At 66.4% G+C, this 24,113-nt stretch carries 26 protein-coding genes; 22 read left to right on the top strand and 4 right to left on the bottom strand.

What is annotated here, in order from left to right; translation table 11 throughout:
• Window positions 1–77 precede the first annotated feature (77 nt).
• Together VE25_RS13145 and VE25_RS13140 are read left to right on the top strand one after the other, a co-directional pair.
• Window positions 78–278, top strand: coding sequence for a DUF6898 family protein (locus tag VE25_RS13145; RefSeq protein WP_046109090.1), 201 nt, complete (start codon window positions 78–80; stop codon window positions 276–278).
• Window positions 278–808, top strand: coding sequence for a SixA phosphatase family protein (locus VE25_RS13140; RefSeq protein ID WP_046109089.1), 531 nt, complete (start codon window positions 278–280; stop codon window positions 806–808). The genes VE25_RS13145 and VE25_RS13140 overlap by 1 nt, the downstream gene beginning before the upstream one ends.
• Before the next feature lie 318 nt (window positions 809–1,126).
• On the opposite strand, the gene VE25_RS13135 is transcribed toward VE25_RS13140, so the two are convergent.
• Window positions 1,127–1,603: a BA14K family protein gene (locus VE25_RS13135; protein ID WP_052731950.1), complete on the bottom strand. Its 477-nt coding sequence runs from the start codon at window positions 1,601–1,603 to the stop codon at window positions 1,127–1,129.
• 229 nt (window positions 1,604–1,832) lie between these two features.
• On the opposite strand from VE25_RS13135, the gene glyA reads away from it, so the two are divergent.
• The 8 genes from glyA (at window position 1,833) to VE25_RS13095 (ending at window position 10,275) form a co-directional block, all read left to right on the top strand.
• Window positions 1,833–3,134 carry a serine hydroxymethyltransferase gene (gene glyA / locus VE25_RS13130; protein ID WP_046109088.1) on the top strand — a complete coding sequence of 434 codons (1,302 nt, stop codon included), beginning with the start codon at window positions 1,833–1,835 and terminating at the stop codon, window positions 3,132–3,134.
• 9 nt (window positions 3,135–3,143) lie between these two features.
• A complete protein-coding gene (gene nrdR / locus VE25_RS13125) occupies window positions 3,144–3,623 on the top strand; it encodes a transcriptional regulator NrdR (protein ID WP_046109087.1) in 480 nt (159 codons plus the stop codon).
• On the top strand, window positions 3,620–4,717 hold the full coding sequence (ribD, locus tag VE25_RS13120) for a bifunctional diaminohydroxyphosphoribosylaminopyrimidine deaminase/5-amino-6-(5-phosphoribosylamino)uracil reductase RibD (RefSeq protein ID WP_046109086.1): 1,098 nt from the start codon (window positions 3,620–3,622) through the stop codon (window positions 4,715–4,717). Before nrdR ends, ribD begins: the two co-directional genes overlap by 4 nt.
• A 252-nt stretch (window positions 4,718–4,969) precedes the next feature.
• On the top strand, window positions 4,970–5,596 hold the full coding sequence (locus VE25_RS13115; RefSeq protein WP_211199169.1) for a riboflavin synthase: 627 nt from the start codon (window positions 4,970–4,972) through the stop codon (window positions 5,594–5,596).
• Window positions 5,597–5,602: 6 nt separating this feature from the next.
• The gene (locus tag VE25_RS13110) at window positions 5,603–6,082 is read left to right on the top strand and encodes a 6,7-dimethyl-8-ribityllumazine synthase (RefSeq protein WP_046109085.1); all 480 of its coding nucleotides are present in this window, start codon (window positions 5,603–5,605) and stop codon (window positions 6,080–6,082) included.
• A gap of 3 nt (window positions 6,083–6,085) precedes the next feature.
• Window positions 6,086–6,586 carry a transcription antitermination factor NusB gene (gene nusB / locus VE25_RS13105; RefSeq protein WP_046109084.1) on the top strand — a complete coding sequence of 167 codons (501 nt, stop codon included), beginning with the start codon at window positions 6,086–6,088 and terminating at the stop codon, window positions 6,584–6,586.
• A gap of 391 nt (window positions 6,587–6,977) precedes the next feature.
• Complete coding sequence (locus tag VE25_RS13100) at window positions 6,978–8,186, top strand: MFS transporter (RefSeq protein WP_046109083.1); 1,209 nt, start codon at window positions 6,978–6,980, stop codon at window positions 8,184–8,186.
• 280 nt (window positions 8,187–8,466) lie between these two features.
• The gene (locus tag VE25_RS13095; protein WP_052731949.1) at window positions 8,467–10,275 is read left to right on the top strand and encodes a hypothetical protein; all 1,809 of its coding nucleotides are present in this window, start codon (window positions 8,467–8,469) and stop codon (window positions 10,273–10,275) included.
• Between the two features lie 498 nt (window positions 10,276–10,773).
• On the opposite strand, the gene VE25_RS13090 is transcribed toward VE25_RS13095, so the two are convergent.
• Window positions 10,774–11,229: an outer membrane protein assembly factor BamE gene (locus tag VE25_RS13090; protein ID WP_052731948.1), complete on the bottom strand. Its 456-nt coding sequence runs from the start codon at window positions 11,227–11,229 to the stop codon at window positions 10,774–10,776.
• A 173-nt stretch (window positions 11,230–11,402) separates the two neighbouring features.
• On the opposite strand from VE25_RS13090, the gene VE25_RS13085 reads away from it, so the two are divergent.
• The 7 genes from VE25_RS13085 to VE25_RS13055 all read left to right on the top strand — a co-directional run bounded on the left by VE25_RS13085 (window position 11,403) and on the right by VE25_RS13055 (window position 16,184).
• Window positions 11,403–11,930 (top strand): ubiquinol-cytochrome C chaperone family protein, encoded by a 528-nt coding sequence (locus tag VE25_RS13085; RefSeq protein WP_046109082.1) that lies wholly within the window; start codon window positions 11,403–11,405, stop codon window positions 11,928–11,930.
• Entirely contained in the window at window positions 11,927–12,475 is a 549-nt protein-coding gene (locus VE25_RS13080; RefSeq protein ID WP_046109081.1) for a YceD family protein, read from the top strand. The genes VE25_RS13085 and VE25_RS13080 overlap by 4 nt, the downstream gene beginning before the upstream one ends.
• A gap of 233 nt (window positions 12,476–12,708) precedes the next feature.
• Window positions 12,709–13,776: a phosphate acyltransferase PlsX gene (plsX, locus tag VE25_RS13075; RefSeq protein ID WP_046109080.1), complete on the top strand. Its 1,068-nt coding sequence runs from the start codon at window positions 12,709–12,711 to the stop codon at window positions 13,774–13,776.
• On the top strand, window positions 13,773–14,747 hold the full coding sequence (locus VE25_RS13070; RefSeq protein WP_244466919.1) for a beta-ketoacyl-ACP synthase III: 975 nt from the start codon (window positions 13,773–13,775) through the stop codon (window positions 14,745–14,747). The genes plsX and VE25_RS13070 overlap by 4 nt, the downstream gene beginning before the upstream one ends.
• 220 nt (window positions 14,748–14,967) lie before the next feature.
• Entirely contained in the window at window positions 14,968–15,279 is a 312-nt protein-coding gene (locus tag VE25_RS13065) for an integration host factor subunit alpha (protein WP_046109079.1), read from the top strand.
• An 18-nt stretch (window positions 15,280–15,297) separates the two neighbouring features.
• Complete coding sequence (locus VE25_RS13060) at window positions 15,298–15,753, top strand: MerR family transcriptional regulator (RefSeq protein ID WP_046109078.1); 456 nt, start codon at window positions 15,298–15,300, stop codon at window positions 15,751–15,753.
• 131 nt (window positions 15,754–15,884) lie between these two features.
• Entirely contained in the window at window positions 15,885–16,184 is a 300-nt protein-coding gene (locus VE25_RS13055; RefSeq protein ID WP_046109077.1) for a GIY-YIG nuclease family protein, read from the top strand.
• Window positions 16,185–16,418: 234 nt separating this feature from the next.
• Here the strand turns inward: VE25_RS13055 and VE25_RS13050 are convergent, their stop codons facing one another.
• A complete protein-coding gene (locus VE25_RS13050) occupies window positions 16,419–17,993 on the bottom strand; it encodes an MDR family MFS transporter (protein ID WP_046109076.1) in 1,575 nt (524 codons plus the stop codon).
• Window positions 17,994–18,115: 122 nt separating this feature from the next.
• On the opposite strand from VE25_RS13050, the gene VE25_RS13045 reads away from it, so the two are divergent.
• Window positions 18,116–18,709, top strand: a complete 594-nt coding sequence (locus tag VE25_RS13045; protein ID WP_052731947.1) for a MarR family winged helix-turn-helix transcriptional regulator — start codon at window positions 18,116–18,118, stop codon at window positions 18,707–18,709.
• 143 nt (window positions 18,710–18,852) lie between these two features.
• On the opposite strand, the gene purU is transcribed toward VE25_RS13045, so the two are convergent.
• On the bottom strand, window positions 18,853–19,725 hold the full coding sequence (purU, locus tag VE25_RS13040; RefSeq protein WP_046109075.1) for a formyltetrahydrofolate deformylase: 873 nt from the start codon (window positions 19,723–19,725) through the stop codon (window positions 18,853–18,855).
• A 360-nt stretch (window positions 19,726–20,085) separates the two neighbouring features.
• Between purU and VE25_RS13035 the strand changes: the two genes are divergently transcribed.
• The 4 genes from VE25_RS13035 to VE25_RS13020 all read left to right on the top strand — a co-directional run.
• A complete protein-coding gene (locus VE25_RS13035; RefSeq protein ID WP_046109189.1) occupies window positions 20,086–20,883 on the top strand; it encodes a TIM barrel protein in 798 nt (265 codons plus the stop codon).
• A 76-nt stretch (window positions 20,884–20,959) separates the two neighbouring features.
• Entirely contained in the window at window positions 20,960–21,904 is a 945-nt protein-coding gene (locus VE25_RS13030; protein WP_046109074.1) for a sugar ABC transporter substrate-binding protein, read from the top strand.
• Window positions 21,905–22,211: 307 nt separating this feature from the next.
• Complete coding sequence (locus VE25_RS13025; protein WP_046109073.1) at window positions 22,212–23,237, top strand: ABC transporter permease; 1,026 nt, start codon at window positions 22,212–22,214, stop codon at window positions 23,235–23,237.
• A 71-nt stretch (window positions 23,238–23,308) separates the two neighbouring features.
• Window positions 23,309–24,113 (top strand): ATP-binding cassette domain-containing protein (locus tag VE25_RS13020; RefSeq protein ID WP_152664617.1); only part of this gene is annotated, 805 nt, incomplete at its 3' end.

Here is a 24,113-nt window from a genome sequence, read left to right as displayed (position 1 = left end):
GGCCCGGTCCGGTTTCCCTCACGAGGGGAAATGCTCTAGGGTATGTTGAGGTATCAACATACCCGAGGGGTTTTACGGTGGGCGAAGTCCTCTACGAGTTCGTCCAGATCGGCCAGCAGATGCGGGTTTCGGCGATCGATGCCGACACCAATGTCGAGGTGATCGTGATCGCGCCCATCGCGGCCACGCGCCACCAGATGCAGGTGATCGCGCTGGCCAAGCTGAAGAAGCGCCTCGCCGAGCTCTCGGCGGCAGAACCGCCGCAACGGCTTTTCTGATGTTGCGGCTCTATCTCCTTCGCCATGCCAAGTCCTCCTGGAAGGAGGATGGCATGGCCGATTTCGATCGGCCCCTTGCTCCGCGCGGACGACACGCCGCCGCCGTGCTTGCCCGGGCGCTTTGCGAACGCGGATGGCTGCCGCGGCGCATCATCTGCTCCACCGCCATCCGCACGCTCCAGACCATCGAGCCGGTTCTGCCCGCGCTGGCCCAAGCCGGTTCCGCGCCGGAGCTCGTCCGCAGCCGCCGCCTCTATGATCTGATGGAAGAAGACTACGTCGCGTTCATTCGCGAGGAGGGGGGCGAGGCCGCCTCCGTCATGCTCGTCGGCCACAACAGCGCCACCCAGTCGAGCGCGCTGGCGCTTTGCGGCATGGGCGACCCCGATGCCCTTGCCGCCATGGAGACGGGATACCCGACGGCGGCGCTCGCCGTCATCGACTTCAACGTCCCCCGCTGGTCCGACGTCACCGAAGGCACCGGTGCCCTCATGGCGTTCTGGACGCCGCGGAGCGAAGTGGAAGCATAAGGGTAGGGGGCCCATCCTTATGGGAAAGCGGCCCCGCACCCACCGCCGGATGTCACCCCGGCGAAAGCCGGGGCCCATCCTGAGATACCGCCACAGCCGCAAGGTGTGCGAACAAGTGCCGCCACCTTCTCCATCTTAAGAAAGCAGGCAGGACCAGTCCTGGAACGCGGCAGCGCTCCCCGGCCTTGATCACCCACCTTGCGGCTGATGCGGTATTTCAGGAGGACGCTCCTCCTTCTCCCCTTGAGGAAGAAGGGAGGGGCAGCAATGCTCCGGCCGACGCCGAGGTCGGGGCGGGGCACACCCGCCCCGAGTCCCCTACATCATGCAGCGATGCCGGTAGCCGTCATATCCCATGAAGGTATCGGTGCGCTCGTCGTACGAACGGTAGCGCGCGTAGCAGGCGGCGACATGCGCCTCCCAGGCATCGCTGTAGCGCGGATGGCTCGGATACCGGTCGCGATAGTAGGGCTCGTCGTCGAGATAGATCACCCGGTCGTTGACCCGCGGCTGCGGTTGGGAAAGCGCGCTGCCCAGAATCGCGCCGAACGTCAGCCCGAGGGCGCCTGCTGCGATGGCATCGAGGTTGTCGCGACGGTCGCGGTAGAACACCCGATAGTCGTCATCGCCCCAGCGATGCCGGTTCCGGCACTCGCGGTCGTTATAACGCTCGCAATAGATGCCGACCACGCGGTCGCGGTCGCCAAAGGCCTGCGCCTGCGCCGGCACGACGCCGGTGACCCCGGTCAGAACGGCCAGGCATATCGCGCCCATGGTTGCAAAACTCTTCTTCATCATCGTTCTCCTTCCGCCCCCCGGCGGGCCGTCACATCGCCGGCATATTTGAAATGCCGGGCGCATGCCGTCGGTTGCCTGCGCATAGGAGAAAATCGTGGCTGAACTTGGCCTCGCGCGCTTGGACTGGCGCGTGCCTTTGTGCTAGAGGCTGCGTCCGTATCGCCCTTCAAGCACCACATCTTGGGTACGCCCGGGCGGCTGCCCAGGAGACCGCCCGGAGAATACCATGAGCGCCGCCACCAGCCTTCCGCTCTTTCCGCACTTCTTCTCGGATTCGGTGGCAGAGACCGATCCGGAGCTCGCCAAGGCCATCAGCGACGAGCTCGCGCGCCAGCAGGGCGAGATCGAGCTCATCGCCTCCGAGAACATCGTCTCCCAGGCGGTGCTGGAAGCGCAGGGTTCGGTGCTGACCAACAAATACGCCGAAGGCTATCCGGGCCGGCGCTACTATGGCGGCTGCCAGTTCGTCGACGTTGCCGAAACCCTCGCCATCGAGCGCGCCAAGCAGCTTTTCGGCGTCGGCTTCGCCAACGTCCAGCCCAATTCCGGCTCGCAGGCCAACCAGGGTGTCTACCAGGCGCTGCTGCAGCCCGGCGACACCATCCTCGGCATGAGCCTCGATGCCGGCGGGCACCTGACCCACGGCGCCAAGCCGAACCAGTCCGGCAAGTGGTTCAACGCCATCCAGTATGGCGTCAGGAAGCAGGACGGCCGCGTCGACATGGACCAGGTCCGCCAGCTCGCCCGCGAGCACAAGCCGAAGATGCTGGTTGCCGGCTTCTCGGCCTATTCGCGCATCATGGACTGGGCCGAGTTCCGTGCCATCGCCGACGAGGTCGGGGCGATCCTCTTCGTCGACATGGCCCATGTCGCCGGCCTCGTCGCCGGCGGCGTCTACCCGAGCCCGTTCCCGCACGCGCACGTGGCGACCACCACCACCCACAAGACCCTGCGCGGTCCGCGCGGCGGCCTCATCCTCACCGACGACGAGGACATCGCCAAGAAGATCAACTCGGCCATCTTCCCGGGCATCCAGGGCGGGCCCCTGATGCACGTCATCGCCGCCAAGGCCGTCGCCTTCAAGGAAGCGCTCTCGCCCGAGTTCAAGCTCTATGCCCGTCAGGTCGTCGCCAACGCCAGGGTGCTGGCCGACACTCTCGTCAAGGGCGGGCTCGAGATCGTCACCGGCGGCACAGAGAACCACCTGATGCTGGTCGACCTGCGTCCTAAGGGCCTCACCGGCAAGGCGACCGAAACCGCCCTCGGGCGCGCTCACATCACCTGCAACAAGAATGCCGTGCCCTTCGATCCGGAAAAGCCCGCGGTCACCTCGGGCGTGCGCATCGGCACCCCCGCCGGCACCACCCGCGGCTTCGGCGAGGCCGAGTTCCGCCATGTCGGCGAGCTGATCCTCGAAGTCCTCGACGGCCTCGCCGCCAACGGCGACGAGAACAACGCTGCCGTCGAGGAGGCCGTTCGCGAGAAGGTCAAGGTGCTGACCGACCGCTTCCCGATCTACGGCCAGTAAGGACGCGCCATGCGCTGCCCCTACTGCGGCAACGACGACACCCAGGTCAAGGACAGCCGTCCGACCGAGGATTCCGGGGCCATCCGGCGCCGGCGCATCTGCAACGCCTGCGGCGGGCGCTTTACCACCTTCGAGCGCGTGCAGCTGCGTGACCTGACCGTCGTCAAGAAGTCCGGCCGCAAGGTGCCGTTCGATCGCGAAAAGCTCGCCCGCTCCGTCTATACGGCGCTGCGCAAGCGCTCGGTCGATCCAGAGCGCGTCGAGCGTATGATCTCGGGGATCGTCCGCCAGCTCGAAAGCCTCGGCGACGTGGAAGTCACCTCCGACCAGATCGGCGAGTTCGTCATGGAAGGCCTCAAGAGCCTCGACGACGTGGCGTTCGTGCGCTTCGCCTCGGTCTACCGCAACTTCGCGTCCGCCGACGACTTCCGCTCCTTCCTCGCCGAGCTCCACAAGGCCGACGAGGCCGAAAAGGTCGAGGACGAGTGAGCCCCGCCACGCCCGACGATATCCGCTGGCTCGACGCGGCCGTGCGCGCGGCCGAGCCCTTTCTCGGCGCCACCGCCGAGAATCCGACCGTCGCCGCCTTCGTCGTCGATCCGGGCGAAAATATCCTCCTTGGCCGCGCCGTCACCGCCAGGGGCGGGCGTCCGCATGCCGAGCCGCTGGCCCTCGAAGCCGCCGGCGATCTCGCCCGCGGCGCCACGCTCTACGTCACCCTCGAGCCCTGCCATCACTGGGGCCGCACGCCGCCCTGCGTCGATGCGGTGGTGCGCGCCGGTATCGCCCGCGTCGTCATCGGCACCGCCGATCCCGATCCGCGCACGAGCGGCGAGAGCGTCGCCCTTCTGCGCAGTCACGGCATCGAGGTCGTCGTCGCCGACCACGCCCCATCGCGTCGCCTCCACGAGGCCCATCGCGTCCGCCACACCCTCGGCCGTCCCTTCGTCACCTTGAAGCTTGCCGTTTCCGCCGACGGCATGATCGGGCGCAAGGACGAGGGCAGGGTGGCGATCACCGGCGAGGAAGCCCGCCGCTGGACCCACCTCCAGCGCGCCATGTCCAACGCCATCCTCATCGGCGGCGCGACCGCCGAGATCGACGATCCGCAGTTGACCGTGCGGCTCCCCGGCCTCGAGTCCCGCACCCCGCTTCGCGTCATCCTCGCAGGCACGCGCGGCATCGATCGCCGCTTGAATCTGATTGGCGGCTTTTCCGGCCATCGCGTTGCGATCATTGCCGAATCCGGCCGCGAGGTCTCCGTGCCCGCATCCATCGCGGTTATCGCAGTCCCCGGCGCCGACGGCCGCCCCGATCTCGCCGAAGCCCTGAAAGCCCTCCACGCCAGGGGCATAACTCGCCTGCTTGTCGAGCCCGGCGCGACGCTGACGGCGGCCTTTCTCGCCGCCGGCCTTGTCGACCGTTTCGAGCTCTTGCAGGGCGCCGTCACCATCGGCGCGGGCGGCGTGCGCGCCACTGCCAGGGGCACTATAGAAAAGCTTCTCGCCGCCGCCGGTTTCCATGAGGTCGCGAGCACCGCGTTGGGTGAGGATATGCTGCGTACTTTTGAGAACGCTGACTGAGTTGATGGTACCATCCCTGCAGATCAGCGGGTTTGTCACCGCAGCTACTACACACTCGGTGTCATTCCGGCGAATGCCGGAACCCATCCTGAGATGCAGTCGCAGCCGCAAGGTATGTGAACGAGGCAGCGATGACCAACCGATCCGTTGCTGCGTGTTGAAAAGTTCGGAGATGGGCCCCGGCTTTCGCCGGGGTGACATCGGGGACGTGGAAATTCCGGTGCAGATGCACCCAGGTATGGGAACCTCATGATCATGTTCACCGGTATCGTCACCGACGTCGGTCGCCTCGTGAAGGTCGAGGACCGCAACGACGGCCGTCTCCTGCGTGTCGCCACCAGCTATGACGCCGATAGCATCGATCTCGGCGCCTCCATCACCAATGACGGCATCTGCCTCACGGTGACGGCCAAGGGCCGGCAAGGAGACGAGAACTGGTTCGAGGTCTTCGCCGCCCTCGAAACCCTCGCCGTCACCCATGTCGGCAAATGGCGCATCGGCCGCCGCCTCAACCTCGAGCGTTCGCTGAAAGTCGGCGACGAGCTCGGCGGCCACATCGTCTCCGGCCACATCGACGGCATGGCCGAGATCGTCGAAAAGCAGGCGACCGGCGAGCAACTGACCCTCACCTTCCGCGCCCCGGCCGATGTTGCTCCCTTCATCGCCAAGAAGGGTAGCGTTGCCCTCAACGGCACCTCGCTGACCGTCAATACGGTCGAGGCAGACCGCTTCTCGGTGCACCTCATCCCCTATACGGTTGCAGTCACCTCCTGGGGCGACTATGAGGTGGGCGATTTCGTCAACATCGAGGTGGATCCGATGGCCCGCTACGCGGCGCGGCTGATGGAAACCCTCGGCGGGCTCAACAAGCAGGACTAGCAAACGATGGCCTCCTCGGGCGGCACCTTTCCAATCGAGCCGGGTTCGGCCCGCGGCCGGCATTTCCTTGTCGTCGAGGCGCGCTTCTACGACGCGATCGCCGATGAGCTGCTGGCCGGCGCGTCCGCCGCCCTCGAAGCGGCCGGCGCGACCTTCGATGTCGTTACCGTCCCCGGCGCCCTCGAAATCCCCGCCGCCGTCGCCATGGCCCTCGACGGCCAGCCCGACGAGTACGACGGGTTCGTCGCCCTCGGCTGCGTCATCCGCGGCGAGACCACGCATTACGAGATCGTCTCGGGCGAGAGTGCCCGCGCCCTGATGCAGCTATCCGTCGACGAGGCCATTCCTCTCGGCAACGGCATCCTGACCGTCGAGAACGAAGCTCAGGCCTGGGCTCGCGCCCGTGTGTCCGGAGAGGACAAGGGTGGCGGAGCCGCCCGCGCCGCTCTCGCCATGGCCGAGCTGCGCGCACGGCTGGGAGCCTGAGCGATGCCTGCCGATAAACCCACCTCCGGCCCCGCGAAACGCGATCCCGCCATGGCGCGTCCCGCCAACCAGCGCGGGGCCGCGCGCCTTGCCGCCGTGCAGGCGCTCTACCAGATGGACATCGGCCGCCAGACGCTGGAGGAAACCCTCTCCCAGTTCGGCGCCTTCCGCCTCGGCCGCGAGATCGAGGGCGAGCAATACCTGCCCGCCGACGCCGACTTCTTCCGCCAGATCGTCACCGGCGTCATCAAGCACCAGCTCGAGATCGATCCGTCCGTCGACAAGGCCCTGGCCGATGACTGGCCGGTCGAGCGCGTCGACGCCACCATCCGCGCGATCCTGCGCGCCGCGACCTTCGAGCTCACCCGCCGCAAGGACATCCCGGCCCGCGTCGTCATTACCGAATACGTCGACATCGCCAAGGCCTTCCACGAAGACGACGCCGCCAACCTCGTCAACGCCACCCTCGACGCCATCGCGCGCCGGGCAGGGGTGAAGCTGTAGGTCCAGGCCCTGACGCCTTGGGCACCATCTTGGCCTACCCACCGGCTGTCACCCCGGCGAAAGCCGGGGCCCATCCTGAGATAGCCCCACAACCGCAAGGTGGAAGTGCTGGGCACCCTCGCCAGTGCCGGTTTCGGATACCTTGCGATCGGCGAGGCATCCGGGGATGGGTGGGATGATCCACTGGCGTACCCCTGAGCCCCCCACCTCTCCCTGCGGGGGAGAGGTCGGCCCCGGCGGGCCGGGTGAGGGGGCCTTCCCACCTGCACAAGAGCGGCGGCTCCCGCACCTCCCTCCCCAGGAGGGAGATGCATCCTGCCTGTAGCACCATCCCACCATGGCACTCGCCCCCCAGCCGTGCGAATATGCACCTCCACCGCGAGTCCGTCCCATGACCGACGCTCCGACCCGGACGCAATCCGTCCGCAACATCGCGCTTCTCGCCCTGGCCCAGGCCCTCGGCGGCTCGAGCCAGGCGATCATCATGTCCATCGGCGCGCTGACCGCGGCCGGCATGGCGCCCAACCCCGCGCTCGCGACCCTCCCGGTCACGGCCATGATCATCGGCCTTGCCCTCGGCACGACGCCGGCGACCTTCCTTCTCCACCGCCTCGGGCGCAGTCGCGGCTTCATGCTCGCCGGCGCCATCGCTGCGCCCGCCGCGCTCGTTGCCGCGCTTGCGGTCGTCCTGTCCAATTTTTGGCTCTTCTGCGCCGCCTTCTTCGTTGTCGGCACCACGGCTGCCGCCTTCCAGCAGATCCGCTTCGCCGCCGCCGACAGCGTCGCGCCCGCTCTGAAGAGCACGGCCATCTCCTGGGTGATGTTCGGCGGTGTCGCCGCCGGCTTCCTCGGCCCGCAACTGAGCACCATCTCGCAAGGCTGGGTGCCCGGCGCGCCGTTCGCCGCCGGCTATATCGTCATGGCCGTCATCGCCGTCGTCACCATCGGCATCGTCAGCCTCACCCGCCTCGCGCCCGCCCACAAGCCGCAGCAAGGCGCTCCGCAGGGCCGCCCGCTGCGCGTCCTGCTCTCGACGCCCGCCATTGCCGTGCCCATCGTCGGCGCCACCGTCAGCTACGCGCTGATGACGCTGGTGATGGTCGCCGCGCCCCTTGCCATGGTCTATGCCTGCGGCCATTCGCCGGCCGAGGCGAGCGGCGCCATCCAGTGGCATATCGTCGCCATGTTCGCCCCGAGCTTCATCACCGGCGCGATCATCAAGCGCATCGGCGCGCATCTCACCGCCGCCATCGGGCTCGTCCTCATCGTCGGCTGCGCCATAATCGCCCTCTTGGGGCTCAGCGTTGCCCACTTCAACCTGGCGCTGATCCTCCTCGGCGTTGGCTGGAACTTCGGCTTCATCGGCTCGACGACGCTCCTCACGCAAGCCTACCGTCCGGAGGAGGCCGCGCGCGTGCAGGCCGTCAACGAACAGATCGTCTTCGGCACCATGGCGCTCGCCTCCATCGGCTCGGGCCTTCTCCTGCAGCTCATCGGCTGGCAGTCGATCAACATCCTCGCCATTCCCCTGGCCGCCCTCGCCATCCTGCTGCTGGCCTGGGGCGATATCACGCGCCGCCGCCCGCAGCCGGCAGAGTAGGGGCGCGCACCACGCCTTCGTGGGTTCGCTAGCCCTCATGGTGAGGTGTCGCGAAGCGGTCTCGAACCACGAGGACGTGGCACATCTCGCTTATGAAATTTCTTTCATACTGCGGCACGCAATGGCTCGTGCACATGCTGAGTATGGGCAACTTATCGGTCGTCACTTCATGAAAATGTATTGACGTCGCCTCTGCCGATTGAAACTCTCTCCTCATCCATTCATCGCCGGCCAGAAGGCCGAACCAACGGATTTGCTGGCGTGCCGAGGAGGAGAAATCATGGATCGTCGTCAATTCATCGGCGCGACAGCCGCGCTCGGTGCGCGCGCTGCGCTGCGCAGCCGCTGGCTCTCAGGTTCCGCCATCACCCTGGGGCTCGCCGGGGCCGCTTCCGCACAGGAAGAGGACGCCGACAGCCTCTCGGTCCTCACCACCGCCGCCGACGCCCAGGCTGGCAAGACCCTCGCCGAGCTGTCAGCCGCCCTCTCCGGCTCGCCGCGCGGCCTGACCCGCCAGGTACGCCGGCTGGTGACGCCGTTCGTCTGGAGCCGGTCCGCCCACCATCACGACGTATCCTTCCTCGATTCCCTGGACGAGATGCTCGCGACCCTCGCCTCACGCCAGCACGAGGACGGCACCTTCAGCGTCGGCAACCGCCATTCTCCGCCCGATACCGGCTTCCTCATCGAAGACATGGGCCTGATGGTTTCGCTCCTCGAAGCGGACGATCACGCCGCGAGCGCCGAGATGGCCGGCCGCATCCGCGATATGATGGGCAAAGCCGGTCCCGGCCTTGCCGCCGGCGGCGTCCATACGCCAAACCACCGCTGGAAGCTCTGCGCCGCGCTCGCCCGCATCGGGCACGTCACCGGCGTCTCCTACAACGACCGCATCGACGAATGGCTCGCCGAAGGCATCGATATCGACGCCGACGGCATCTATTCGGAGCGCAGCGGCATCTACTATTCCGAGGTCACCAACCCCTCGCTCCTCGTCGTCGCCCACGTCCTCGACCGGCCCGAGCTCCTCGAGCACGTGCGACGCAACCTCGAATTGACCATCGAGCACTCCGAGCCCAACGGTGAGATCGAGACCATCCAGTCCCGCCGGCAGGACCAGGACCAGCGTGTCGTCAATATCCGCTACTTCTACACCCAGTTCCGCGAGCTTTCGCTTCTCGATGGCAACGGGCGCTTCGCCGCCATGGCCCGTCTCATCGAGCGGCAGTTCGCCGCCGATATCGGCGATTTCCTCGGCGATCTCATCGAGCGCCCCGAGATCGCCGCTACCCTCCCGGCGGACGAGGAGCCCTTCGCCGATCTCAAGCGCTATTATCCCGGTGCCGGCCTGGTGCGCATCCGCCGCGGCAAGCTCAACGCCTCCGCCTTCGGCGGCACGGACTGGTACGCGGACGGCCAGCCGACCCCGTTCTACAACCGCTTCGGTTCGGGCCTTTCCACCAATCCCACGATGCTGCGCGCCTTCAACGGCAAGGCGGTGCTGGAGGCCGTGCGCCTGGTGCCCAACTTCTTTTCCATGGGCCACTTCCGCTCCAACGGCATCGCCTTCGAAAACGGCGAGATCCGCCTCGGCAACGCGCTCGCCATTCCCTACTACCTGCCCATGCCCGCCGAGCGGCGTAGCGCAGATGCCGTCTATGCCCTCTCGCGCTCCGTCGATGGCCGCTTCTATTCTATGATGGACTTCGACAATCGCCCGGTTTCGACCCGCGACCTGACGACGAACGTCGCCATCTCCGGAACCGATACCGGCTTTGACCTCGCCTTCGACATCTCGGGTGAGGCGGACGTGGAACTGACCTTCGAGCTCACCTTCCGCGAAGGCGGCGAGCTCTCCGGCGCCGAGGCGCTGGAGGACGGCACTTTCCATCTCATCGAAGGGGAGGGGACCTACACCCTGGGCGAAGACCGCATCACCTTCGGCCCCGGCAACGGCCCAGGCCTCATCGAGGCCCGCCCGGGCGAGCAATACGCCTGGCACAACGGCGGCCTCTCGATCCCCGGCCCCAAGGTCTACATCACCGCAAAGAGCCCGCTGACCTACACCCTGAGCCTCGGTTTCGCGTAGTGCGGGAGTTTCGTGGCGAAGCCTAACTTGGGCACCATGCCGCTTCCCCCACGATGTCACCCCGGCGCAGGCCGGGGCCCATCCTGAGATGCCTCGCCAGCCGCAAGGTGTATGAAGAGGGCACGTTGACGGACCGCCCCAACTACCTGGCGGCGGTGAACACATCTCAGGCTGGATCCCGGCCTGCGCCGGGATGACACGCAGTGAGCGGGATGAATAGTGCCCGCGCCGTTTGCGCAAGCTCTGGCACCACGCTCACCCACCCAGATGTCACCCCGGCGCAGGCCGGGGCCCATCCTGAGATGCCTCACCAGCCGCAAGGTGTATGAAGAGGGCACATCAAGGAACAGCCGCAACCACCTTGCGGCCGGGGACATATCTCAGGCTGGATCCCGGCTTTCGCCGGGAGGACATCGGTGGGTAGGCGCTATCGGTAGCCCTCATGGTGAGGTGCCGCGCAGCGGCCTCGAACCACGAGGGCGTGGCGAATGCCGAGGCTTAAAGCCCGATCGAACCCAGGATCGACTGGATGAACGTGCGGTCTTCGCCGAACGAGGGCGTGCGTCGCGTTTCCATGTTGATGACCACGCCGTCCTCGAGCCCGTAGACGGCGCGTTCGCGCACCCGTCCGCGCTCGTCGAAATAGACGGCCAGCACCGTGCGCGAGCGGATCGTATTGAGGCCGAAGGCGGTGGTGTTGAGCTTGGTCTCGACGTAGTACCACGCCGTCTGCCCGCCGAACTCGTTGGTCAGCGGCGGCGTGCCGAGCACGGTGCGCACCAGGTCCTGGCTCTGGCCGGGGCGAATCTGCGCCAGTGCCGATTCGGGGATCTCGTAGCCCTGCGTGCGCTGCGTCACCAGGCTGTTGCTGGCCGTGCAGCCGGCAAGCGCGACGGCGAGCATGGCGGCAGCGGCGATCGGCGCGAGACGCCCGGAAACGACGGACAACGGCATTGTTTGACTTTCCCCAGGGCTCTCGACTATAGGCGTGACATCACGGCAGCAGTCCCTGCGAGACCGCTTTCGCCGCCGGCATGTGTAGCGGCCAAGTTCTCGGATGGCAAGCTGACCCGAGCCGGAACGCACCGCCCTTCCGGTGCCCTCGCATAAGACCTTGAAGCCAACCGATGATCCTGTCGCTGTTCCGAAAAAACACCGAAACCGAGTCGGTCTACGCCGTCTATAGCGCCATTGTGGCGCAATCCCGGCAGCCGCTGTTCTACGCCGAGTGGTCCGTGCCCGATACGGTCACCGGCCGCTTCGACATGATCAGCCTGCATCTGGCGCTGCTCTTCCGGCGCCTGCGCGGCGGCGATTCCGGCCAGCGCGATTTCGCCCAGGCCGTGTTCGATCTCTTCTTCAAGGACATGGATCGGCAGCTGCGCGAGATGGGCGTCACCGATATCGGGGTGCCCAAGAAGATCCAGAAGATGGGCAACATCTTCTATGGCCTGCTCGCCGCCATCGACCAGGCGCTCGATGCCGGCGACCGCGAGGCGCTGGCCGGGGTCCTCGTCCGCAACATCTTCGACGAGGTCGGGACGCAGGGCGCGCGGCGCCTGGCCGACTACGTCATCGCGCTCGATGCAAATCTTGCGGCCCAGCCGGTCGAGGCCATCCGCGCTGGCCGGCTTTCCTTCGAGGCGCCCGCATGAGCCGGCCGTCGCCGCTCCTGCCGGATGCGCTCGTGCGCATCGACCAGATCTCCGCCACCGGCCGGCAGATCGAGGTCGAGGCGGATGCCGAGGCGCTTGCGCGGCTCACCGAGCGGCTGAAGGTCTCGGCCCTCGAACGCCTCTCGGCCCGCCTTACCGCCACGCGCTTCCGCGGCGGCGTGCGGGTGGTCGGCCGCTTGCAGGGGCGGGTGGTACAGCCCTGTGTCATCACCGCCGAACCGGTGACGCAGGAGATCGACGAGCCCGTCGACCGCGTGTTCCTGCCCGCTTCGCAGCGTGCGCACGAGCCGGAGCCCGGCTCCGAGATCTTTGTCGAGCTCGAGGGCGAGGATCCGCCGGATTACATCGACGGCCCCGATCTCGACCTGGCCGAGCTTCTCGTCGAAACCCTCGCGCTCGCCATCGATCCCTATCCGCGCGCGCCCGGCGCCAGTCTCGATACGCTCGAGCTCGACGACGGCGATGTCGAGGAGTCCCCGTTCGCGCGGCTCAAGGACCTGAAGCCCCGCTCGGACGGGCGTTAGAGTGTTTCCGGCAAAAGTGGACGCCGCTTTCACGGTTCGGAACACGACGGTTCCAGCCACCCCTTCGTTGCGCGGGACTTGCGTGCGACCCCCGATGGGTTATGTTCACGCAAGCGTTGCGCCGGGGGCGCGGAAGCCCGGTTTCCGCCGCGCGATGCGGCAAATCACAACGGAACCGCTTGTAATCGGATGACTTCTCTCTCGTGGTTCCAACGCCCCTCTCGCGAGCACAAATGACCGACAGAATTCGCATTTCGGTGGACGCCATGGGCGGCGACAACGGCCCCCGCATCGTCTTCCACGGCGCGAGCCTTGCCTTGAAGGAGCGCAAGAATACGAGCTTCGTCTTCCACGGCCGTGAGGAAGAGCTCAAACCCCTGCTCGACGAGTTTCCGACGCTCAAGCCCGTTTCCGCCATCCGTCATTGCGACACCGTCATCGCCATGGACGAAAAGCCGAGTCAGGCCCTGCGCAAGGGCCGCGGCAACTCCTCCATGTGGGCGGCTCTGCAGTCGGTCAAGGACGGCGAGGCGGATGTGTGCATCTCGGGCGGCAATACCGGCGCGCTGATGGCCATGGCCACCATGTGCCTGCGCCCCATCGACGGCATTTCGCGCCCGGGCATCGCCGCCATCTGGCCGACGCTGCGCAGCGATATCATCGTGCTCGACGTCGGCGCCACCATCGGGGCCGACGCCCAGCAGCTCGTCGATTTCTCCATTCTCGGCGCCGCGCTCGCCCGCGCCCTCTTCGATGACGACCAGCCGACGGTGGGTCTGCTCAACGTCGGCACCGAGGAGGTCAAGGGCCTCGATTCCATCAAGGACGCCGCCCGGCTGCTCTCCGCCGCCAGCGGCGCGGGCTTCCGCTATCACGGCTTCGTAGAGGGCGACGACATCGGCAAGGGCACCGTCGATGTGGTCGTCACCGAAGGGTTCGTCGGCAACATCGCCCTCAAGACCGCCGAGGGCACCGCCCGGCAGGTCGGTACCTATGTGCGCAACGCCCTCACGGCCAATCTGATGTCGAGGGTCGGCGCCCTGTTCGCCGGCCAGGCGCTCGATGCCCTGCGCCGCAAGCTCGATCCGCGCACCGTCAACGGCGGCGTTTTCCTCGGCCTTAACGGCATCGTCATCAAATCGCATGGCGGCACCGACGAAATCGGCTACAAGAGCGCCCTCGGCCTCGCCTACGAGATGGCCCGCAGCCATCTGATCGACAAGATCGACGAGGGTCTGCGCCGCTTCCCCGTGAAGCCGGCCGAGCCCGAACAAACCCAACCGGAGGCAAAACCGGCGTGAAGACGCGTTCCATAATTCGTGGTGTCGGCGGCTACCTTCCGGAAAAAGTTCTCACCAACGCAGACCTGGCGAAAATGGTCGACACCTCGGACGAGTGGATCGTCCAGCGCGTCGGCATCCGTGAGCGGCACATTGCGGCCGAAGGCGAGATGACGTCCGATCTCGCCGTTCATGCGGCGCGCGCCGCGATGGCGCAGGCCGGCGTCGGGCCGGAGGACATCGACCTCATCGTCGTCGCTACCACCACGCCCGACTACACCTTCCCGGCCGTCGCCGCTCTCGTGCAGATGAAGCTCGGCATCCATCACGGCGCCGCCTTCGACATTCAGGCCGTCTGCTCCGGCTTCGTCTACGCCGTCGCCGTCGTCGACAGCTACCTGAAGAACGGCCTTGCCAAACGCGCCCTCGTCATCGGCGCCGAGACCTTCTCGCGCCTTCTCGACTGGACCGACCGGTCGACCTGCGTGCTCTTCGGCGACGGCGCGGGCGCAGCCGTCATGGAGCTCGTCGAGATCGCCGACGGCGAGCCGGACCGGGGCGTCATCGCCTCGGCGCTTCGCTCGGACGGGCATCACTGGGACAAGCTCTATGTCGATGGCGGCCCGTCCTCGACGGGCATTGCCGGCCACGTCAAGATGCAGGGGCCGGAGGTCTTCCGCCACGCGGTCGGCAAGATCACCGACGTCGTCGAGTCAGCCCTCGACCAGGCCGGCGTCACCGTCGACGACCTCGACTGGTTCGTGCCGCACCAGGCCAACAAGCGCATCATCGACGGGGCAGGGGCCAAGCTCGGCCTGCCGCCCGAGAAGGTCATCGTCACCGTCGACCGCCACGCCAACACCTCGGCGGCATCCGTGCCGCTGGCGCTGAGCGTCGCGGTTGCCGACGGGCGCATCAAGCGCGGCGACCTCGTCATGCTCGAGGCCATGGGCGGCGGCTTCACCTGGGGCGCGTCGCTCATCCGCTGGTGAGGGTTTTCCACCGGCCGATCGCGCCGTCCGGCGCCCGCCATCTCGCGCATTGACCTTAACCGTTTCAAGGCGTTAGTCTCTTTGCGGGTTGAGGAAACGCCAGACGGGGCTGTCGAGTTTTGCCTCGATGACGTCGTGATCGTGCCGACAATAACCAAGGCCGGCCGCCGATTCGGGTGCCGGACCTGTGATTGGCCTTGATGGCAATACGGGGGTGCGAATGACTCAGAAGACGGTGACTCGGGCGGATTTGGCCGAGGTGGTCTATGGCACGGTCGGCCTTTCCCGAACCGAGTCGGCGGAGCTGGTCGAGCGGGTTCTCGACCTCATCAGCGACGCCCTTGTGCGGGGGGAAAACGTCAAGCTCTCCTCTTTCGGCTCCTTTCAGGTCCGGTCCAAGAACCAGCGGATCGGACGAAATCCCAAGACGGGTGAGGAGGTTCCGATCCTTCCCCGCCAGGTTCTTGTGTTCAAACCCAGCAACGTGTTGAAATCCAAGATCAACAAATCTATGGTACGTGCTGGAAAATAAAGCATTCTGGAGTGCGGTTTGGACAAGTCACCCGACGCCTTCCGAACCATTTCCGAGGCGGCCGAGGAGCTCGACCTTCCCCAGCACGTGCTGCGCTTCTGGGAGACCCGCTTCTCGAACATCAAGCCGCTGAAGCGGGGCGGCGGGCGCCGCTATTATCGGCCCGACGACGTGATGCTCCTGAAGGGCATCCGCCACCTCCTCTACGATCAGGGTTTCACCATCAAGGGCGTCCAGCGCATCCTGAAAGACCAGGGCCCGCGCTACGTCATCGCCGTGGGCGAGGGCAAGCCCATCGAAGAGCTCCTGCCCATGATCGAGCAGGCCGAAGTCGCCGGCGACGAAGCCGAGCTCGAAGAAGCCCGCATGACTGCCAACCCCACCCTCGACCGCGACGCCCGCGACAAGCTCTCCGAGGTGCTGAAAGAACTCCTCGACTGCAAGCGCATCCTCGAGCGGGCCAGGGAGACGTAGGGCGGGGCCGCGAAGGGGCGGCTCGAGGTACAAACCCACCCCACCCACCGCCTGTCATCCCGGCGAAAGCCGGGGTGACAACGGTGGATGTGAAAGCATCGTGCCCTTGCGTGGGCATACTTGGGGGCACCATGCACCGTACCTTCTGCGTCTACATCATGGCCAGCCGCAGGAACGGAACGCTCTATATCGGCGTGACCAACGACATCGTGCGCCGGGCTTGGGAACACCGCGAAGGCGCCGTCGAGGGCTTCACCAGGAAGCACGGCATCGGGCACCTCGTCTGGTTCGAGGTCCACGACAACATCGACGCGGCGATCACGCGCGAGAAGCTGATCAAGGAATGGCAGCGTGCCTGGAAGGGGAGGTTGATCGAAGAAACCAATCCCGACTGGCGTGACTTGTGGTGGGACCTGACCGATCAGCGTTGAAGCCTGTCAGGGATTGAAATTGGAGGACTGGCACCGAGCCTCATTCAACCCCGATGTCATCCCGGCGAAGGCCGGGACCCATCCTGAGATATCCCCCCAACCGCAAGGTGTATGAAACTGGCACCTCCAGGTGCTCACCACTCCCACCTGGCGGCCGCTACGCCATCTCAGGATGGGCCCCGGCCTTCGCCGGGGTGACATCCGGTGGGGGATTTGTGCCGATCCCCGCTTTTCTCACTCCCCCGCCGCCTGCGCCGGCACCCCCGCGGGAGCCGCCCGTCCGCCCGTCGGCGCCTCGCCGCCGCGCCCGGCGAGTTTCACGTTCGGCATCAGCAGCGCGCACAAGAACCCCACGGCAAAGAGCGCCGCGCCGAAGTAGAACACGGTGCCGAAAGCCGTGGCGAACACCTCCACCACCTCGCTCGCCGCTTCCGGCGGCAGGGTCGCGATCGCGGTCGGCGTCATCTCGCTCATCGGCCCGGGCATCGCCGCCAGCGTGCCGGCGGAGATCCCCTCTTGCCCCCGCATCAGCGCCGCCGTCAGCAGCCCGCCATTGGCCGCCAGCCCGAGCGAAGCACCGATCATGCGGGCGAGCGTGATGGTGCCCGTCGCCGCCCCCACGTCGCGCATGGGCGCGGCCGCCTGCACGGCCGTCATCAGCGTCTGCATCTGCAGGCCGATGGCGACCGAGAAGAAGAACATCAGGATGCCGATGAACCAGAGCGGTGTCGTCGCGTGCACGGTCGAAAAGCCGATCATCACCACGGCCCCGAGCACCATCGAGATCACCGGGAAGATCTTATAGCGCCCCGTGCGCGAGACCAGCATGCCCGAGCCGACCGAAGCCAGCAGCGAGCCGACGGAGGAGGGCAGGAACAGGAGACCCGCCAGCGCCGGCGGCAACCCGGTCACCGTCTGCAGGAAGAGGGCGAAGTAGTTGAGCATGCCGAGCGTTGCGACGCCCGAGACCACCGAGATGGCGAGCGCCAGCGAGATGCTGCGGTTGGAAAAGAGGTGCAGCGGCACCATCGGCTCGTCCGCCCGCCGCTCGACGACCACGAAGCCGACGAGCGCCGCGACCACCACCGCCGGCAGCAGGTAGACCATCACTCCGCCATAGCCGCCGCCTAGCGCTTCCTCGGCCCAGAACACCAGCGCCGTCACCGCCGCCGCCAGCAGGAACCCGCCCATGTAGTCGATGCTGGGCTTCCGCCCGGTCTCGAAATTGGGCATGGCGAAGATCAGGACGATGATGACGCCGATGCCGATCGGCAGGTTGATGAGGAAGATGTACTCCCAGCCGATCGTCTGGCTGATGACGCCGCCCGCCACGGGGCCGATGAGGCTCGCCACCGTGAACACCGCCGAGCTGAACCCCTGGTACTTGGCCCGCTCGCGCGGCTCGAAGAGGTCCGCGAGAATGCCGAAGGCCGAGGTCATCAGCCCGCCGCCCCCGAGACCCTGGATCACGCGGGCAGCGATCAGCATCTCCATCGACCGCGCGAGCCCGCAGGCGAGCGAGCCGATGACGAAGATGACGATGGCCGCCATGAACACGCGCTTGCGCCCGAAGAGGTCGCCGAGCTTGCCGTAGAACGGCGTCACCGCTGCCGTGGCGAGCAGGTACGCCGCGCCCACCCAGCCGAAGAGCTCCAGCCGCCCGAGGTCGGCGGCGATCGTGGGCAGCGCCGTCGCCACGATCTGCGCGTCGAGCACGGCCATGAAGAGGCCGGCGAGAAGCGCCACATAGATCGTCATCTTGCGCGAGAACGACATCGGGGCAGGGGCAGGCGAAGCGGTTTCGGTCATGGCAAAGCTCTTGCTGAAGGCGCTAGAAAATGTGCCATTGTCACTTATATGTCAATAGCACATAATTTGCCTGTCCCGCACCGTCGGTTTGCAGCGCGCCCGAGACTTGATATGAGCCTATTATGAGCAAGGACAACGCCCAAGGCCAAAAAAAGCCGGTCGATCAATTGCAGGATCATCATGTCCTGCAGCTCATCGGCAACGGGATGTCGCCGCGCGCGGCCGAGGCGGCGGTCGCCATCGATTCCATCATGGGCAACATCCGCCGCTCCATGGCCCGGCGCGAGCTCATGCGCATGGCCGTGCGCGACCTGAAGCTCGACTTCGATCCCGGCGTCTTCGACGTCATGTCCGTCGTCGAATCCTGCGCCGGCAGCGACCGGGAGGTGACCGTCGGCACCGTCGCCGAGCGCCTCAACGTCGATCCCTCCCGCGCCAGCCGCATCGTTTCCGACGCCGTCGAGGCCGGCGTCGTCAAGCGTGTCGCCTCCCAGGCCGACGCCCGCCGCATCTGTCTCGAATTGACCGACGCCGGCCGCCGCCACGCCTTGGCCGTGCGCAAGTACAAGTGGCAGCGCTTCGCCGACGCCCTGGGCGACTGGCCGGAAGAAGAAGTCGTCGAGTTCGCCCGCCTCTTCACCAAGTTCAGCGGCTGGATCGCCGAGGCGGACGCCAAGCGGGCGAGGGACGCGGAAGCGGCTGGCGAGAAGGACTGAGTGCCACGCCCTCGTGGTTCGAGGCTCCGCTGCGCTTCGCGCCTCACCATGGGGGCTGATGAGAATCCAGAGTCGTCCCAGTAGCCCTCATGGTGAGGTGCCGCGAAGCGGCCTCGAACCACGAGGGCGTGGCACGTCTCTACCTACCCGAACACCACCGTCTTATGCCCATTCAGCATCACCCGGCTTTCCAGGTGCAGCTTCACCGCCCGCGCCAGCACGCGGCTCTCGATGTCGCGCCCGGCCGCGATCAGGTCGTCCGGGCTCATCGAATGCGTCACCCGCGCCGTTTCCTGCTCGATGATCGGCCCCTCGTCGAGGGCGGCCGTCACGTAGTGCGCCGTCGCGCCGATGAGCTTCACTCCGCGCTCGTGCGCCTGATGGTAGGGCTTGGCCCCCTTGAAGCTCGGCAGGAACGAGTGGTGGATATTGATCGCCTTGCCATAGAGCCGGTTGGAGAGATTGTCGGACAGCACCTGCATGTAGCGCGCCAGCACGACGAGGTCCGCGTCCGTTTCCTTGACCAGCGCGATGACCTTGGCCTCCTGTTCGGCCTTGTTCTCCCTGGTCACCGGCCAGAGGTGGAAGGGGATGTCCTCGGCCCTGGCGATCCGCTCGGCGTCCGCATGGTTGGAGACGATCGCGGCGACCTCCGCGTCCAGCCAGCCCACCCGGATCTGATACAGCAGGTGCAGCAGCGCATGGTCGAACTTCGAGACCATGATGATCATGCGCGGTTTGCGCGCCTGGTCGGCGATCGCCGTCTTCATGCCGAACCGCTCGAATGCCGGCTTCAGCGCCCGCTCGATGCTCTCGCGCCCGGTGCCCGCCGGCATGGTGAAGGCGATGCGCATGAAGAACTGGCCGGTCTGCCGGTCCCAGAATTGGTTGCTCTCGGCGATGTTGCCGCCCAGCGCCGCCAGCTCCGTCGTCACCGCGGCCACGATCCCCGGCCGGTCCGCGCAGGAAAGCGTCAGCACATAGGTCGCCTGCTGCGAGCCCGCGACTTCACTCATTTGTCGTCCTCGATTTATTCCATGCGACCCGGCGGATCGAATTGCCTATGCTCCTACCCGATAGGTCCGAAATACCTCAAGCGTCTCTTGGTGCCGGCGCGTCTGTCGCCGTCGCGGGGCTGTGCAAGGATTTGAACGATCCACGAGCAACGCATCTTTTTGGAACGTCACAGCGTCCGTTTGTTCCGTAGAATGCGCGGAAAATCGCATCCATCACTGTCAAATTTGGAATATTAGTTCCAGATTGACAAAGAAGCGGAACCCGTGTTTCATTTGAGGGCATAAGCGGACGGGCCGCCAAGAGCCCGGCGTCGAGGGAGGGTGAGCTTGAACGACCGGCCTGTTTTTGCGCTCAACCACATGGTCGCTCCGCAACTGCCTCTGCCGGCGTTCTTTTCCCTTGCGCGCAGCCTCGGCATCTCGTCTGTCGAGATTCGCAACGACCTGCCGGGCCTGCCCATCCTCGACGGCACGCCGCCGGCTGCCGTGCGTGCCTTCGCCGAAGAGGCTGGGGTCGCGATCCTTTCCATCAACGCCCTGCAGAAGTTCAATCACTGGTCGCCCGAGCGCGCCGCCGAAGCCGAGGCGCTCGCCGACTATGCGGCAGCCTGCGGCGCCGGGGCGCTCGTTCTCGTCGCCGCCAACGACGGCACGGGCCTTGACCGCAGCGAGCGGGTCGCCAACGCGACGCAAGCGCTCGCCGGCCTGTCGCCGATCCTCTCCGCGCGCCGCCTCACCGGCCTCATCGAATGCCTCGGCTTTGCCGCCTGTTCGCTGAGCCTCAAGAGCGAAGCCGTCGCCGCCATCGCCGCCGCGAACGGGCAGGGCGCGTTCCGCCTCGTCCACGATACGTTTCACCATCGCCTTGCCGGCGAGGCGCAGCTCTTTCCGCAGGAGACAGGCCTCATCCACATCTCCGGGGTCGACGACCCCGCCGTGGCGTTCACCGACATGCGCGATTCCCACCGCGTCCTCGTCGGTCCGCGCGACCGGCTCGATAATCTCGGCCAGATCGCGGCGCTGCGCGCCGCCGGTTGCCGCGCGCTGCTTTCGCTCGAACCCTTCGCCGAGGAACTGCGCACGCTCGCCGATCCTGCCAAGGCCATCGGCCAGAGCATCGATTTCGTTTCCGACGCGCTGGAGGAGCGCGCCGCATAGAGGAGGATTCCCGCTCGGGGAACATCCGGTCAAGAACAGGAGCGCCACCGGACGCTCCATGAGGAGGAGAACATAAATGAAGAAGCTCGTACTGGCCGGCCTTGCCGTCGGCCTGATGACCGGCACCGCCGCCGCCCAGACCGTCGGCGTATCCATGGCGCTTTTCGACGACAATTTCCTCACCGTCCTGCGCAACGGCATCGAGGAATACGCCGGCACACTCGACGGCGTCGAGGTGCAGATCGAGGACGCGCAGAACGACGTCGGCCGTCAGCTCAACCAGATCCAGAATTTCGTGGCCTCAGGCGTCGACGCCATCATCGTCAATCCTGTCGACACCGACGCCACCGAAGCCATGTCGGCGCTGGCCGCACAGGCCAACATCCCGCTGGTCTACGTCAACCGCCAGCCGGTCAACCTCGAGACCCTGCCCGACAACCAGGCCTTCGTCGGCTCCAACGAGGTCGATTCCGGCACCCTCGAGACCCAGGAAGTCTGCCGCCTGCTGCAGGAGGTCGGCAAGGGCGAGGGCGCCAATATCGTCGTCATGATGGGCGAGCTCTCCAACCAGGCCGCCCGCCAGCGCACTCAGGACGTGCACGACGTCATCGCCACCGACGAATGCTCGTTCATGACCATCGTCGAGGAGCAGACCGCCAACTGGCAGCGCACCCAGGCCGCCGACCTCATGACCAACTGGCTCTCGGCCGGCGTTCAGTTCGATGCGCTCGTCTCCAACAACGACGAGATGGCCATCGGCGCCATCCAGTCGATGAAGGCGGCGGGCATGTCGATGGAAGACGTCATCGTCGGCGGCGTCGACGCGACGCAGGACGCCCTCGCGGCCATGCAGGCCGGCGACCTCGACGTCACCGTCTTCCAGAACGCCGCCGCCCAGGGCTCCGGCTCCCTCGACGCCGCCATCGCGCTCGCCGCCGGCGAGGAAGTCGAGCAGGTCATCTGGGTGCCCTTCGAGCTCGTCACCCCCGAGAACATCGAGGACTATTTCGAAGCGAACTGACCAAGGGGCCGGAGTAGGGCACCCCCTTCTCCCCTTGTGGGAGAAGGTGCCCCGAAGGGGCGGATGAGGGGTCAACGATGCCGAGGCAAACGTCAGCGTAAGCGGCGGCATCGCAGACCCCTCACCCTGATTTTCCGCTGAACGCGGAAAATCTGTCCCTCTCCCACAAGGGGAGAGGGAAGGGGGCCGGTTCCCAGGTCGGAGACTTATGTATTAGCTCCGCTCTCAAGGAAGGGGAGCCCACCCGTCGATTCCGGTTAAACCCCGCCATCGGCAGGCGTAGAATGGCGAAAAAAGAGAGGACACCATGGCCCAGGTAGCAGACGCAACGGCCAAGCCCGCCGCGGAGAAAACCGATCGCCGCCCCTGGCCGGCCGAGTTCAATGTCTTCATCGGCCTCGTTATCATCGCCGTGCTCTTCGAGATCCTCGGCTGGATCTTCCAGGGCCAGAGCTTCCTCTTCAATTTCCAGCGCCTCAGCATCATGATCCTGCAGGTGAGCGTCATCGGCATCATTGCCGTCGGCGTCACCCAGGTCATCATCACCGGCGGCATCGATCTTTCCTCCGGCTCCGTCGTCGGCGCCACCGCCATGATCGCCATGAGCTTCGCGCAGGTGTCGACCTACGCCCGCGCCGTCTATCCGCACCTGACCGATCTGCCGGTCATCGTTCCCGTCGCCGTCGGCCTTGGCTGTGGGCTCCTCGCCGGCCTCATCAACGGCGCGTTGATCGCCTACACCAAGATACCGCCCTTCATCGCCACGCTCGGCATGATGGTCAGCGCCCGCGGCGTCGCTAAATGGTACACCGAAGGCCAGCCCGTCTCCTTCCCGACGCCCGATTTCGCCGCCATCGGCGCCGGCATGAACCCGGTGCTGATCTTCCTCGCCGTCGCGGTCCTCTTCCAGCTTGCGCTGCGCTACACCGTCTATGGCCGGCGCACCTACGCCATCGGCTCCAACGAGCAGGCCGCCCGCGTCTCCGGCATCAACGTCGAGCGCCACATCATCCTGGTCTATTGCATAGCCGGGGTGCTGGCTGGCCTTGCCGGCATCGTGCTCTCGGCCCGCGGCCTCACCGCCCAGTCCGGCATGGGCACCATGTACGAGCTCCACGCCATCTCCATGGCCGTCATCGGCGGCGCCTCGCTGGCCGGCGGGCGCGGCTCCATCGTCGGCACCGCGCTCGGCATGCTGATCCTCGGCGTCATCACCTCCGGCTTCACGTTCCTCCGGGTCGGGGCCTACTACCAGGAGATGATCCTGGGCGCGATCATCGTCATCGCCGTCGTCCAGGACGTCTACCGCCAGCGCGCCCGCGGCCGGGGTTAGGAAGGAGCGCTCTCAGCAAAAGTGGATACCACTTTTGCGGTTCGAGAGCGCGACACCAAAAGGAGTAGCAAATGTCCGAACGCAAGGTCATCCTCGAGACACGCGGCCTCAGCAAACGCTACGGCGGCATCCATGCGCTGGAGGACGCCAACTTCGTGCTGCGCGAAGGCGAGCACGTCGCCATCGTCGGCGACAATGGCGCGGGCAAGTCGACATTCGTCCGCCAGATCACCGGTGTCGAGCAGCCCTCCGCCGGCCAGATTTTCTTCGACGGCGAGGAAGTCGCGTTCAAGACCCCGATCGATGCGCGCGACCATGGCATAGAGACCGTGTTCCAGAACCTCGCCCTCGCCGATGATCTCGACGTCCCGTCAAATCTCTTCCTCGGCCGCGAGCGGACCTGGTTCAATCTCGGTCCCTTCTCCATCCTCAACGAGCGCGAGATGACCCGCCGCTCCGCCGAGGCCTTGAAGACCACCGGCGTCAAGATTCCCGACCTCAAGAGCAAGATCCGCAACATGTCCGGCGGCCAGCGCCAGTGCGTCGCCATCAGCCGCGCTGCGACCTTTGCCAGCAAGCTCATCATCATGGACGAGCCGACCGCCGCGCTCGGCGTGCAGGAAACCGCCCAGGTCGAGAACATCATCCGCGGCCTCAAGCAGCGCGGCATTCCCCTGATCCTCGTCAGCCACAACCTGCGCCAGGTGCTCGACCTCGTCGACCGCATCTGGGTCTGGCGCCGCGGCAGGATCGTCGGCGTTTTTTTTTTTCTCCCTCATCACCGGCGTCAAATCCGGCGTCGAAGGAGAAGCCGCGTTTGTCTGACCCGGGGCGCCGCGGCATCGCTCCCCTCCCCCTTGAGGGGAGGGGCTGGGG

The organism is Devosia geojensis (assembly GCF_000969415.1).
Lineage (GTDB): Bacteria > Pseudomonadota > Alphaproteobacteria > Rhizobiales > Devosiaceae > Devosia > Devosia geojensis.
The sequence above is the reverse complement of the archived record's forward strand: the minus strand, read 5'-3'. Positions and strand labels throughout refer to the sequence as shown.